The following is a 14220-nucleotide window of genomic DNA, read 5'->3' as shown; positions in this document are numbered from 1 at the left end:
AGTCTATTTATTTTGAACTGGTGGTTCTGTTTCTTTCATCGTTAATTCTCGCTCTAACACTGGCACCGGATAATCAACACCATCTTGTTTTTTCAATGTGATAGAATACAGCGTCTGCATCGCTTGATGATCCTTCTCTCTAAATTTCATCTTTCCTTTCGGTGTATCAAATTCCATTCCTTCCATTTTCTTAATTAATGTATCTACATCTGTATCACCTTTTGTTTTCTTTAAAGCTTCTACAATTGAAATTGCCGCTGACATTCCTCCTGCTGTAAATAAATCTGGCACCGCACCATTAAATCGTTTTTTATGTTCTTCCACTAACCAATCATTCACCTTATTTTTCGGGAGTGTATGATAATAAACAGAAAAACCTTGCATTCCTACTAATGCATCCATCGTTTTTAATGCTGGTATATCTGGCGCACCTGTGGAGATTTTAATACCTTGCGCTTCCACATTCATATCTTTCAACTGTTTCCAAGGTGAATTCGCCCCTGCCCAAACGATAAATAAATAATCTGGTTTTGAGCTAATGATATTTTGAATATTAGCTGTGAAGTCAGTCGAATTTGTATCTGCATATTGCTCGTTTACAATGTTCGCACCTAATTTCTTTGCTCCAGCTTTAAACGCCGCAATTCCTTCACGGCCGTATGCGTTATCTTGTGCCAACGTTGCTATTTTCACATCTTTTTTAGCAATTGCTGCAGCACCAGCGACTGCATCTTGAGATGAATTTCTACCTGTTCTAAAAATATATTTATTCCAGTTCTTACCGGTAATACTATCAGCTACCGCCGGTTCTACAACCATTATTTTTTCATATTCTTCAGCTATTGGTAAAACCGCTAATGTATCACTTGAACTAGACGATCCGACTAAAAAATCAACTTTCTCTTCTTCTAATAACTTCGTAGCTTTTTTAACCGCTACATCAGCTTTTGTTTCTGTATCTTCTACAACAAACTTAATCTTCTTTCCTTCCACTTTCCCAGTTCCATCCGTCGCATAGTCTAACCCTAATTCAAATCCGTTCACTGTTTGTTTTCCATATGATTCTAACGGACCTGTTAATGATGCAAGAACCCCTACCTTAATCGTCTTTTCATCCTCTGTACTTGTTTTCTTTCCTGAACAAGCTGCCGTTATGAATAACGATCCTAAAACACAACCAGTAGCCATCATTTTTAGCCATTTACGTTTTTTCATCGACATTGTGATCCTCCCCATACTTTTCTTTCTGATAGAATCAAACACGCCAAAGTTACCCAACCGTAATTATGACTTTTTCTTTGAATCATACAAACAAATTTATTAAAAAATTAATGAAGTACCATTACATTCGCCGCCCCTTTCCAAATACCTCCATTTCCCATATATTCATTTAGTATTTTTCACCACCTAATCACAGTAGCTGCCCACGTATACCCAGTCCCTGCACTAACTACTACTGCAATATCTCCGGCCTGTAATTTCCCCTGTTCATTTGCAAAGTGAAGACCAATGCAAGGATCAAGCGCTGACATATGTCCATAATGATCTAAATATACAACTTGTTCTTCTGCTAGCCCTAGCCCCTGTATCAATTCTATTAACATAGAACGTTTTGTATGCAGTGGTAACAATACTTTAATATCTTTAGGAGTTAACCCACTTTTTCTTAACGCCTCCCGAATCACCTTGTCAAAATTAGGGATTGAAACCCGATCTAGACGTTCTTTCATACTAATAGGATCTATTACATCAATATAATGCTGTCGATTCTCAACTGTATCGTAGCTCGCAACCTGCTTCGATCCACCTGCTGGAATACGAACATCTTCATGAAATGAACCATCTGTTATAATCGCACTTCCTAATATTTCACCGTTTCTAGCGTCTTTTTTCACTAAAGCTGCACTTCCGCCATCAGCGAAATTAAACATAAAACGCGAACGTGGATTATCATAATCTACAATTTGAGATTCTTTACATCCACCTACTAATAATATATTTTCAATTGAGTTATCGGAGTAGAGCATATCTTTTGCGACTTTGAGAGCAATAGGAAAGCAAGAACTAACATTCATAATTTCAAAAGCATAAGCATTTTTCAATCCAAGTTCATGCTGAATTTTTGGGGCACTTGACCATACGTGGTAATCTTTATGTGGACTGCCAAAATAAATGACTACATCAATAGATTGAGGATCTACTTGTGATAATATTGGTTTTGCAGCAGCAATAGCTAAATCTGATGCATGCATCGTTTCATCTGCGACATGTTTTTCATATAATCCAAACTTTTCTATAATAATATGCTCAGGAATACCTGTTTTTTTAGATAGGTCTGCAGCCGTCTCTACGTCTTTTGGGAAGAAAACACCAGTCGCTTCAATCCCAATATTCATTAGAATACTCCTCCTTCTTTTGGCACCATCATTGTAGCTACACCTGTTAATACTAAATCTCCTTTTTGGTTATGACACTCTGTTAACAATTTCAAAACTCTCTTTTCCATCATAAATTCTTGTACTGTAGCCGTTGCTGTAATTGTATCTCCTATAAAAACTGGTGCTGTAAATTTAATAGTTTGCTCCATGTAAACGGATCCTTTTCCAGGTAAATGAATACCAAGCAATTGCGATAATAAACTAGAAGTTAGTAAACCATGTGCTATTCTTTGATTAAATCTAGTTTGTTTCGCATACTCATGATCAATATGGATTGGGTTAAAATCCCCACTTAAACCTGCAAATAATACAAAATCTGTTTCTGTAATTGTTTTACTACATGACGCCTGTTGACCAGTGATATATACCGTCATCTCTTCACCTGCTTTTCAATTGATTTGCTAACTGTGCTTTTTGAATTTTACCAGTTGCATTTTTTGGCAATTCCTCTAGAAAAACAATTTCTTTCGGTATTTTATATTTTGCTAGAAATAAACGACAATGCTCAATGACTTCTTTTTCAGTTAATACACTGCTACTCTTTTTCACAATAAAGGCGATTGGAGTCTCTCCCCACTTTACATGTTGCCTACCAACGACCGCTACCTCATATACGTCCGAAAGCTTATTAATGACTTGCTCTACTTCAAGTGGATAAATATTTTCACCACCGGAAATTATCATTTCTTTTTTTCTACCGACAATGTATACAAAACCATCTTCATCAACTCTAGCTAAATCACCCGTATATAACCAACCATCTTGAATCGCTTCTTTTGTTGCATCTGGCCGGTTCCAATACTCTTTCATTACATTCGGTCCTCTTATTAGTAACTCCCCAACTTCACCAACCTCAACTTTATTTTTGTTTTCATCAATAAGTTCATACTCACAAAACAGAACAGGTTTCCCAATCGAGCCTACTTTACGTCTTGCATCTTCTTCTGAAAGCATAAATACGGTTGGTGATGTTTCAGTCATACCGAAGCCTTGACCAAATAAAAATCCTCTATCTATAAATTCCCTCATCAACTCTTCTGGACAAGGGGCACCACCGTTATAAAACCAGCGAACTGATTGTAAATTTGTAGTCTCAAACTTTTCGCAATTCATTAATGCTTGATGAATTGTAGGTACTCCCATCACTACGGTCACTTTATGTTTTTCTATCATGGAAAGAGCTGTGGTTGGTTCGAATTTTCTTGGAATAATGATTACACCGCCTGCAAATAAAGTTGGAAATGCAAATAAACCAATTCCACCAATATGAAATAAAGGTAATAATACAATAGAGCGGTCGTGCATAGTTAAGTCAATCGCAAATGTATTATTAAGCGCATTCCAAAACATATTGTCTTGTGTAAGTACAGCTCCTTTCGGTTTTCCCGTTGTCCCTGAGGTATAACATATAATAAAGGATGCGCTTTCATTTATCTCTTCAAGGTTGTCACTTTTTCTATCTTCTATTTCTTTTAAACTTTTAATCAAAATAACTCTTTGAACATACGATACCTTATGCATTGACAGTGCCATATTTTGAAAGGTTTCCTCTACAAATAAAACTGTAGTTCCACTATCTTTTAACTGAAAGATAAGTTCATTTTCTGTTAACCGTATATTAAGTGGAACAGCAATACATTCTACTTTTGCTATAGCAAACAAAAGTACAATATATTCCAAGCTATTTTGTGATAAAATGGCTATCCTTTCTCCTTTTTGCACATTCAAGTCATAAATTAGATAGGCTGCTACTTTACTTACATACTCATGTAACTGTTTATATGTCATTTCCTCCTCTTCTGTAATAATGGCAATGCGATCTGGATGTAAATAGGACCGTTTTTCAATCCAATAAGCAATGCCCTGCATATTTCCCCCACTCCTTTATCTCTTTCTCAATCCTTCAAATATTAATGACATCGCTGCTTCAAATACATCTTCCGGAACATCTTTCTCTTCCCAATAACCCCATCGCATTCCTAGAAATTGCCCAATTGACATAAGACAATACGCAATTGTTTCTTTATCAAGTTGTTTAAACTCTCCCGCTTCCATACCAGCCGATAAACTTTTTAAAAATCCATTTGCGAGCTTTGCATAGTACCATCTATATAAGTTATCATCAACAACTACTGCCTGTTGTACAATATTATATAGATTAGGTCGATCTTTCACCCACCGAAAAAAAGCCTGAAAACCTCTTCTTTGTGCCTCTTCATAACTTGATATTCCCTTCATTTCTTCTTTAATAATTAAGCGTAACTCACGGTTCAATCTGCGAATCAATTCATCAAATATATCTTTTTTAGATGGAAAGTAATTATAGAAAGTTCCGTGTGCTACCTTTGCTTCTTGTGTAATATTCACGATAGAAGCCTCGTAATATCCTTTACTACCAAATATCTCTTCTGCAGCACACAATAATTTCTCTCTCGTTTCTAACCCTTTTGTTGTTAGATTTTTTACATCCATTATTATTTTTTCTGACACCTGAATCACCTCTTAGATTTGATTATAAATAAATTTCTGAATTTTACAATTATTACCGTTAGACAAAATCTGCAAGTGTTTTTCTACATACAAAAGGCCTAACTTAAAAATAAGTTAGGCCTTTCATCTTAATTAGAATTATTTTCTACTTTCTCTAATCCTTCAGCCAATTGTTTCTTATCTAGCCCTTCCCCTATTACTACTAAGTTCGTCGGGAAACCGAAGTCTTGTTCCAGTAAAGTTGGTACCCCAAATGAATATTGGAATAGGTGCGGGTATTTATCTCCATGGAATTTCACAAATCCTTTTACACGATAAATACTATCTGGTAAATTTGAAAGCCATTCATATAAATTGTCTTGATCAATCGATTTCGTAAATTGATATGTCATCGTTTGTATATGTAAATGCTGTTTTACATGTAGTGTCTCATGTTCCCCATCATTCATAAATTCAGCTTCTTCTATATCTTCTAAAGATATATTACAATATTTTGTTTCAAACAATTTTGCATGATTATTTATTGCTTTCACGTCTTCAATTACTTTGTTCTTATCCGCAAATGTTAGTAAATCTGATTTATTAATTAAAATATGGCTACCAAATTTCATTTGCTCATGCAGTAGCTGTTGCACATTTGCACTTAATATACTTCGATTTAACCACCTTACTGCATCTAAAACGACTACTATTGATTTCACTTCTAAGAAAGGTGCTAAAATTGGTGATACACATGCATCTAACACTTCAATTGGATGCGCAACACCTGTCGTTTCTATATAAATGACATCTGGTCTTTCTTGCTGATATAACGAATGTAATTGTATTTCAAGCTCTTCTTTTAACGTACAACAAATACACCCTTTAAGAAGTTCCCTTAAAACATTCTCTTTTCCAATAATATCTGTATCTACTGAGTATTCACCAATTTCATTCATTAACACTGCAACTTTTCTATTCTTCTTTTTCTCCGCTAACAATAAATTTTGTAATAATGTTGATTTTCCGCTACCTAAAAAGCCACCTAATATATGAATTTCTACTTTATTCATTTGATCGACCATCCATTTCTTTATTTCAAAACGTATTCAAAGCGTAATAATTACGATTTATATTTATTATTTTATTAAAAGAGTCGTGATTTGTAAATATATGTTCACTGTTCGTTTACTTCATAAGCAACTTTAATCCCAGATTCTATCGCTCCTTGCATCCACCCATGTGTTAATGTCGTATGCTCTCCTGCAAAGTGCACTTTTCCAGATGGTGGTGTAATATACGGAAATAACTCGAGCTCTTGACCTGGTTCAAAAGCTGTAAATGCACCGCAAGAATACGGATTTTGACTCCAGCTAAAAGATGTTCCCGTAACAAACTCACTATAGACGATATCACCGTATATTTCTGCTAAATTTTTTAATGCGTAACGAATGCGTTCTCTATCCGGTAAACTATCCCATGTTAACGCCTCATCTGCCCACGTATAACTCGCTAAAACGATAGCTGCCCCTGGTGTATGAATGCCATAACTCGGATAATATGTAAACCGTATCGGTAAATCTGTAATAGATTTACCTCCACACTGTCCCGCTTTCTCCCAAAATCTACTTTTAAACTCTATCGCAATTTTCGTTGCAGCAATATAATTTAATTCACGAATTGCTCGTCTTTTATAATAAGAGAATAGATTGTAAGGCTGAATTTCAACAAAACGTAAAGCTGAAAATGGGATCGTAACAATTGCAACATCACCTGTAACCATAAATCTCTCAATAGTTTGTTCATAGTTTACTTGCATCATCACTTTGCTATTTTCTTGTATAATTTTTTCAACCTTATACCGCATAAATATATTCTCATTTAACTGCGATAAAAATGCTTTTGGTAATGCATCCATCCCGCCCGTTATTTCATAATATTTCGTCGTTGAAGTAAAGAAGACCATTTCTCGTAATACTTCAATTAAAGACATTCCCATATACGCTTCCATATCAAGAAGTACACCAATCATATCTATTGCACCGTCTGAATAATATTCAGTTAAAAATGTGCCGAGCGAATATGCTTTATACTTTTTCTCAACAATACTCCAATTCTTATTAGGATCTTTCTTAATATAATTTAGAATCGGTTCTAATACCTCTAACATTAACTCTTCTGCCGTTTTACCTTTTTCCCTCTCTAAAATAGGATATCCAAGTATACTTGGATTTTTTTCGAATATGCTTAATCTCGTTTTAATATTATTCGTATAAATAATATCTGAAGCGGTTTTATTTATAAAAAGATTTAACGGTAATTTAAATTTACGAATGTAAGCTAAAGTTAACTTGTGTGTATCAGGAATTCGCATTGGTCCTGCATTAAAATATAAACCTCTGCTAAACGGTTCACGTATCGTATATATTCTTCCGCCTATTCGATTATTCGCTTCTAAAATTGTTATGTTATGACCTGCTTCTTTCAATAACGATGCTGCAACTAATCCTGAAATTCCTGCACCAACAATAATAATCTGTTTTGGCTCCTTCGTTTTAACGAGCCCCACATGAATAATATGGAGCATTCTTTCCATCGTTAATGGCTGCATCATGGCCTTTTCCCCTTCAATAAAGGATTTTATTGCATTATATTCGGTTAACTTACTTCCTATGTTTTATGCAAGAAATTGCACGGATACATTTTCAAATACTTGAATATCTTTTATAAAATGTAATAAACTAGATATGAATCTATAGAAGTAAGACGTATTATCTTACATAATAAAATCAATGAAATTGCGAGGAATTTTGAAATGAAAAAAGGTATTAACCGTGTTGTATTAGTCGGAACAGGAGCAGTTGGATGTAGTTATGCTTACTGCATGATTAACCAAGCTGTAGCTGAAGAATTTGTTTTAGTTGATGTAAACGAAGCAAAAGCTGAAGGAGAAGCGATGGATTTAAGTCATGCCGTTCCATTTGCTCCAGCTCCAACTAGAGTATGGAAAGGTAGCTACGAAGATTGTAAAGATGCTGACCTTGTAGTCATTACGGCTGGATTACCACAAAAGCCAGGCGAAACACGTTTAGATTTAGTTGAGAAAAACGCTAAAATCTTTAAACAAATCGTGCGCAGTATTATGGATAGCGGATTTGATGGTATCTTCTTAATCGCAACTAACCCTGTCGATATTTTAACTTACGTAACTTGGAAAGAATCTGGTTTACCGAAAGAACGCGTAATTGGTTCTGGCACAACACTTGATTCTGCTCGTTTCCGCTATATGTTAGGTGAGTACTTCAATATTGGTCCACACAACATTCATGCTTATATTATCGGAGAACATGGTGATACGGAACTTCCTGTTTGGAGTCACGTATCAGTTGGTATTCAAAAACTACAAACACTGCTTGAAAAAGACAATACGTATAATCAAGAAGATTTAGACAAAATCTTCATAAACGTTCGTGATGCAGCTTACCATATTATTGAGCGAAAAGGTGCAACTTACTACGGTATCGGTATGTCACTTCTACGTGTTACTAAAGCGATTTTAAATGATGAAAATAGTGTATTAACTGTATCGGCTTACTTAGAAGGTCAATATGGTCAAAAAGATGTGTATATTGGTGTACCTGCTGTTTTAAATCGCGGCGGGGTTCGTGAAATTTTAGAAGTAGAATTAAGTGAAGACGAAGAATTAAAATTCGATCACTCAGTTCAAGTGTTGAAAGAAACAATGGCTCCTGTTCTTTAATATGTATAGCAAAAAGCAATCCAAATTATTTCGGATTGCTTTTTATTTTGACTATCCCTTCCTTACGATAAATGTTAATATTATCCACAATAGAAAGGAGTGATTTCATGAATGACTCTTGGACAATTATAATCCTCTTATTGGCTGCTTCCTTCTTAATACTTTTCCTCTTCTTAATTATCAGGACTCTATTTCCGACTCAAAAATATGATAAAAACCTTGGATTCATACTACTTATTATATGCTTATTAACAATACCGATAAGTATCTTCCTTATCGGTGGATGGGCAGGTATGGGAATTGGCATAATCGCATTATTTCTTTTTATCGCTGTTATTATAGCTTTAATTGTAAATAAATTCATTAAACTTCCACCCACTAAGAAAGAATAAAGTGAATCCTTTAATCAGTCGCTTTCCACCCTTACTATTGATTAACTACTGTCAATTAAGATTTTTCAGGATACAAACAACCGATCTATTCGTCCCTTGAAAACATCGGTTGTTTCCTATTATTTTTTAATCGATTCCTCATTATTTACATCAAGTACATCTAATAAAAAGATGAAGATTGGTATCCCGATAATAAGCCCCCATATTCCAAGGAAATGTTCTGAAAAAATGAGAATTATAAATGTATAAAAGATTGGTAAATTCGTTTTCGCAGACATAAACTTCGGGTTTAAAAAATAACTTTCAAGAGCATGGATGACTGTAATGAAAATAAGTATGTATACAACGTACATAACTCCGCCTACGTTATAAGCAATAATACAAAGTGGAAATAAAGAAATAATCACACCTGCAACTGGAATCAACCCTAGTAGAAAAATCATAACAGCTAATACGAGAAGCTGCGGAAATCCTAAAACAATTAATGCAATAACAGTAAGAATACAATTTACAACCGCAATTAAAAACTGTGCTTCAATTACTTTACCGAACGATCTTGCAAACCTTTCGCCAAAATATGCAATCTCCTCATAAAAAATCTTTAGCTTACTCTCTTTAAATTTAGAAGTAAAGGTAATAATACGCTCTTTTTCTAATAAGAAAAATAAGCTTAATATGAGAGACAATAATATTTGTAAACTTACCTTCCCTATATTTGCTATCGATTGATAGATGACATCTACACCTTGTTCTATATACTTTGATACTTCCATTCCGTTAATTGTCGAAAGTGCATATTTAATGATTTCATTATCAGGCGGGTTTTGAAAAAACAATTTAAATTGATAAATCAATTGCGAAATTTGTATCGTTAACACAGGTAAATATTTATACAATGTCGTGCCAATAAAGGAAACTAATATGATATACAAACAGGCGATAACAATTTTCCGGTTCACTTTCAATTTCTTTGAAATAAAACGTTGAAATCGATCCATTAAAAATGTCAGTATAAACGTAATTAATATTAAGTTGATCATACTTTTTAATCCGTATAATACAAGCGCTACTATTATTAAAACGAGAAACCGTTGAAACCCTCTACTTCGAAAAAAATTTTTCACTTCATTCATTAAGATTTAACCTCCCCCTTCAATGGATGGAAATTGAATATATTACATTTTATGAACTTCTATAGACAATCTTTCTTACTAATTAGGAAGAATCCTTTTTTTCTTTTTATATTGTTAGATTCTATTTATATTAGCCCACCTACTTACTTCAGTTGAGCTCTTTTTTTCGTTTAACCTTTTACAATTTAGGTGATTTTCTATTTTTAGACTGCTGCTCATATGCATATCCAATATTGAAAAGCTCTTTTTCACCAAACTGTTTCCCTACAAACACTACACCGATTGGTTCTCCATTTTTATCATATCCAGCAGGAACCGCTAATTCCGGATAACCAGCTACAGCGGATAGAAGAACTTCATCGTTATTAATCATAACTAGAGCATCCAAACCTTTTTCTAGTAAATATCTATCTAGCTCTTTTCTTGCATTTTCTTGACTCGTTTGCACTACTTTTTCAAACTCATCTTTCGTTATAGCAGATTTTTCAGATCCCTCAATTAATGTTTGTCCATATTTTATTCGTCTATTACTATCCTTTTTATTAAACGCTATAATCTCTTCTAACGATTTTACCGGTACATTTTTTTGCTTTGAAAGAAAATCGTTAACATTATGTTTGAATTCATATTCTAATGTTTGTAGATTATCTACACCCTCAGCGTTTAACTGAATATCATCAGTCAATATTGCACCTGCATCTTGAAGGTCTTTTCTTATCTTTTGTGCTACTTCTTTTCTATTGTCATCTTGTCGATCTATTGAAAATAGTACTCCTACTTTTTTCCCTTTCAAACCGTCTATTGATAAGTCCTTCGTATAATCCATTCTTTCTTTATCTTTCATTTTTTCTGTCATAGCATCTTTTTCATCATAACTTACCATTATGTTAAATAACGTTGCAGCATCCTTTACCGTTCTTGCCATCGGTCCTGCTGTATCAAGTGTTTCAGCTAATGGAATAATGCCTGATCTACTCACCATACCTAGTGATGGACGTAATCCAACTACCGATTGCTGCGTCGCTGGTGCTACAATCGATCCAGTCGTTTCTGTTCCGATTGCAAGCGGGACAAAATCTGCCGCAACTACTGTAGCAGATCCTGAACTTGATCCTGAAGTATCAAATGTGATTGGACCGTACGGATTTAAATTTTGTCCTTTCTTCCCGCTATATCCGCTAGGCATTGTAAAGGATAAATAATTTGCCCACTCAGACATATTCGCTTTTCCTAAAACGAAAGTACCTTCTTCTTTCAGCTTCTTCACGATCGTCGCATCTTCATCTGCAATCCAGTCTTTTAACACATACGTGCCTGCACTTGTCGGCATCACCTTTTCTGTTTGTATATTATCTTTTACGATAACCGGCATGCCGTATAAGTTTGACTTCTTATTGAAAGACCTTTCTTTATCTAACTTTCGCGCTTCCTCCATTGCATTTGGATTAATCTCTGTAACAGCATTTAATGTTATTCCATTTTGATCATGTTCTTGTATTCTAAAAAGATAAATACTCGTTAATTCTTCATATGATAATTTCCCATCATCAATCATTTTTTGAAGCTCATCTACAGTCGCATTTACGACTTCTTTTTCTTTTATCTTTACATTTTCTATGTTAATTCCTTTGAGCTGATTATGTATCGGTTTTAACACTCTTTCTTTATCATATACAATACGCTCAGGTTCCTTTGGAAAATAATTTTTATACATGTAATATCCGCCGGCACACGCTAATAAGACAATGCCTCCAGCGATAGACAGCGTTCCCTTTACCCATTTCTTCATGTTGCTTCCTCCACTCTATAAGGTGCTTCGTTATACGAAAAAGAGAGTTACTTTTTACTTAACTCTCTCCAATCGAAATGCCAAATGAAAAAATGAAAGATTTCAATCTAATTACTTCTTTTTTTGCATTTGCTTCGCTAACATTTCTTTCACTTGATTATACGTTAACCCTGAATTTTTATTTAAACGCTTTACTTCCTCGACATCAGTACCTACCACTGTATATTTTTTCTCATCATTCATTTTTCTAATTCCCTTCTCACCGGATTATTTCTTATATTTCTTCCCTAAATGCGCATACTTTAACACCACTACAAAAAGGAAGCTGTTTTTAAGTACAGCTTCCTTCTCGTTACATATTGTATATCTTAATAAAATTTCAATACATCTTCAGTAGGCAAGAACTTTCTTTCTGCTGGTTGTTCGTTTGGTTCACCAAATGGCATTTGACCTACTAAGCTCCACTCTGCTGGAATATTCCAAGTTTCTTTCACTTCAGCATCTACGATTGGGTTGTAATGTTGTAATGACGCCCCAATTCCTTCAGCAGATAATAACATCCACACAGTATGTTGTAACATCGCATTTCCTTGATGAGACCAGAATGGGAACTGCTCTTTATATAATGGTGCGTTTTCTTGCATTTTTTCTACAGTTGCTTGATCTTCAAAGAATAGAACTGTTCCTACACCTGCATGAAAACCTTTTAGTCTTTCTACAGTCGCTTCAAAGTTTTCTGCTGGTACGCGGGCTCTTAATGTTTCTTTCACAATATCCCAAAACTTTTCATGCTCCCCATCCATTAATACAACCATACGACCACTTTGCATATTGAAAGATGTTGGTGCGTGTAAAGCTGTTTTTAGCACTTCTTCAATTCTTTCTTTCGTAATTGCATCATTTTTTGTTACTTTACGAATGGAACGGCGGTTCACGATTGCTTCTTTTAAGTTTGTTGTAGTTGTTGACATTTTAATTCCTCCAAATGTTTGTTTTATAATTTATTTTGTTATTTCATAACAAGCGAATTAGCAATATCCATCGGTATTACATTGCATACCTTCAAATGAACTTGTTTTATCCTTTTCAATTTCTTTATCAATGACCCTTTGTAGCGTTTCTTTACTAGCAAGCCCTTGAATGACTTCATCTCCAATCATGACAGTTGGAACAGCCATAATATTCGCTTCATCATATGCGTGCTGAATTGCTTCTTGATGCTTTTCCTTATATTTACGACTTACTAAAGCATCTTTAAATTCCGCCTCAGGAAGTCCTACTTCTACCGCTAATTTTGTTAACACATCAATATCTTCAATGTTTTGCTCTTCTTGGAAAAATGCTGTGAATACGCGGTGATGATACTCATTACCTAGTCCACGTTCTTTCGCAAATTGACACCCTTCGAAAGCTAAATGTGTATATGGATGCGGAGAAACACGTGGCAAACGCATATCAATTCCTAACTTCTTCGCTGTCGGAAGAATGAAAGCATCCCATGAACCTAATTTTTCTGGCTCATTCCATGGATCTATTTTTGAATATGGACTTGGACGTAATTCAAATGGCATCCATTCAATTTCTACATCTTTCTCTTTCGCTACTTCATCTAATGGACCTTTTGCTAAAAAACAAAATGGACATATAAAATCTGAGTATACTTTCATTTTTACAGTCATAACTTTTACACCTTACCTTTATAGTTGTAACTACATAAGTTACATTAATGTTAAAAAAATATAAATATGATTTAAGCATTCATTTTTTCTTGCAAAGTTTCAAACAGCTGCCCCATCGTAATATTTCTCAAAACTTCTTCCATCGCGGATTGTGCTTGAATTAAAATAATTTCTAACACCGCTTGAATATTCGCCCCAATTGGACAATCTGGATTCGGTTGCTCATGAATGTGAAATAATTTATCCTCTTCCACTACATTCACTGCATGATACACATCTAACAATGTGATTTCATGTAAATCCTTTAGTAAACCTGCGCCACCCGGTCCACGATTTACGTAAACAAAGCCAGCTTGTTTCAAGTACGACATCATCTTACGAATGACTACTGGATTTGTATTGACACTCTCAGCCATATAGTCTGAAGTACAAAGTGAAGATGGATTGTTTTTCAAAATAGATAAAATATGAACAGCTATGGAAAAGCGGCTACTAATTTTCATCGTAATCACCACCTCGATGTAATCATTATAGTTACAACCAAAAAATAAGTCAATCCT

At 34.5% G+C, this 14220-nt stretch carries 15 protein-coding genes; 2 read left to right on the top strand and 13 right to left on the bottom strand.

Annotated features, from left to right (window positions below):
- Positions 1–3: 3 nt before the first annotated feature.
- The 7 genes from PDQ40_RS02510 to PDQ40_RS02480 form a co-directional block, all read right to left on the bottom strand.
- Positions 4–1221: a substrate-binding domain-containing protein gene (locus PDQ40_RS02510; protein ID WP_098946850.1), complete on the bottom strand. Its 1218-nt coding sequence runs from the start codon at positions 1219–1221 to the stop codon at positions 4–6.
- Positions 1222–1400: 179 nt separating this feature from the next.
- Positions 1401–2396 carry a 3-oxoacyl-ACP synthase gene (locus PDQ40_RS02505; protein ID WP_001020494.1) on the bottom strand — a complete coding sequence of 332 codons (996 nt, stop codon included), beginning with the start codon at positions 2394–2396 and terminating at the stop codon, positions 1401–1403.
- Positions 2396–2812, bottom strand: coding sequence for a MaoC family dehydratase (locus PDQ40_RS02500; protein WP_000219483.1), 417 nt, complete (start codon positions 2810–2812; stop codon positions 2396–2398). The genes PDQ40_RS02505 and PDQ40_RS02500 overlap by 1 nt, the downstream gene beginning before the upstream one ends.
- 4 nt (positions 2813–2816) lie before the next feature.
- Entirely contained in the window at positions 2817–4307 is a 1491-nt protein-coding gene (locus tag PDQ40_RS02495) for an o-succinylbenzoate--CoA ligase (protein ID WP_001161515.1), read from the bottom strand.
- A 15-nt stretch (positions 4308–4322) separates the two neighbouring features.
- Entirely contained in the window at positions 4323–4928 is a 606-nt protein-coding gene (locus tag PDQ40_RS02490) for a TetR/AcrR family transcriptional regulator (RefSeq protein WP_001290794.1), read from the bottom strand.
- Positions 4929–5056: 128 nt separating this feature from the next.
- Positions 5057–5980, bottom strand: coding sequence for a CobW family GTP-binding protein (locus PDQ40_RS02485; RefSeq protein ID WP_001044949.1), 924 nt, complete (start codon positions 5978–5980; stop codon positions 5057–5059).
- 104 nt (positions 5981–6084) lie between these two features.
- Complete coding sequence (locus PDQ40_RS02480) at positions 6085–7521, bottom strand: flavin monoamine oxidase family protein (RefSeq protein WP_061131163.1); 1437 nt, start codon at positions 7519–7521, stop codon at positions 6085–6087.
- A gap of 201 nt (positions 7522–7722) precedes the next feature.
- Between PDQ40_RS02480 and PDQ40_RS02475 the strand changes: the two genes are divergently transcribed.
- The gene (locus PDQ40_RS02475) at positions 7723–8667 is read left to right on the top strand and encodes an L-lactate dehydrogenase (RefSeq protein ID WP_000715326.1); all 945 of its coding nucleotides are present in this window, start codon (positions 7723–7725) and stop codon (positions 8665–8667) included.
- A 107-nt stretch (positions 8668–8774) separates the two neighbouring features.
- Complete coding sequence (locus tag PDQ40_RS02470) at positions 8775–9059, top strand: YesK family protein (protein ID WP_071736188.1); 285 nt, start codon at positions 8775–8777, stop codon at positions 9057–9059.
- A 119-nt stretch (positions 9060–9178) separates the two neighbouring features.
- Here PDQ40_RS02470 and PDQ40_RS02465 read toward each other — a convergent pair whose 3' ends face one another.
- The 6 genes from PDQ40_RS02465 to PDQ40_RS02440 form a co-directional block, all read right to left on the bottom strand.
- Positions 9179–10192 (bottom strand): AI-2E family transporter, encoded by a 1014-nt coding sequence (locus PDQ40_RS02465; protein ID WP_270691218.1) that lies wholly within the window; start codon positions 10190–10192, stop codon positions 9179–9181.
- Between the two features lie 178 nt (positions 10193–10370).
- Positions 10371–11981 carry an amidase family protein gene (locus tag PDQ40_RS02460; RefSeq protein ID WP_270691217.1) on the bottom strand — a complete coding sequence of 537 codons (1611 nt, stop codon included), beginning with the start codon at positions 11979–11981 and terminating at the stop codon, positions 10371–10373.
- Between the two features lie 111 nt (positions 11982–12092).
- Complete coding sequence (locus PDQ40_RS02455) at positions 12093–12224, bottom strand: hypothetical protein (protein WP_000997344.1); 132 nt, start codon at positions 12222–12224, stop codon at positions 12093–12095.
- A 125-nt stretch (positions 12225–12349) separates the two neighbouring features.
- Positions 12350–12952: a nitroreductase family protein gene (locus tag PDQ40_RS02450; RefSeq protein ID WP_214328758.1), complete on the bottom strand. Its 603-nt coding sequence runs from the start codon at positions 12950–12952 to the stop codon at positions 12350–12352.
- Positions 12953–13009: 57 nt separating this feature from the next.
- Complete coding sequence (locus PDQ40_RS02445) at positions 13010–13660, bottom strand: DsbA family oxidoreductase (protein WP_000216667.1); 651 nt, start codon at positions 13658–13660, stop codon at positions 13010–13012.
- A gap of 71 nt (positions 13661–13731) precedes the next feature.
- Complete coding sequence (locus tag PDQ40_RS02440; RefSeq protein WP_000704088.1) at positions 13732–14163, bottom strand: Rrf2 family transcriptional regulator; 432 nt, start codon at positions 14161–14163, stop codon at positions 13732–13734.
- Positions 14164–14220 lie beyond the last annotated feature (57 nt).

It is taken from the genome of Bacillus cereus group sp. Bc061, assembly GCF_027715825.1.
In the GTDB taxonomy this organism is placed as follows: domain Bacteria; phylum Bacillota; class Bacilli; order Bacillales; family Bacillaceae_G; genus Bacillus_A; species Bacillus_A paranthracis.
Note: the sequence above shows the minus strand (reverse complement) of the source record. Positions and strands in the feature narration are given on the sequence as shown.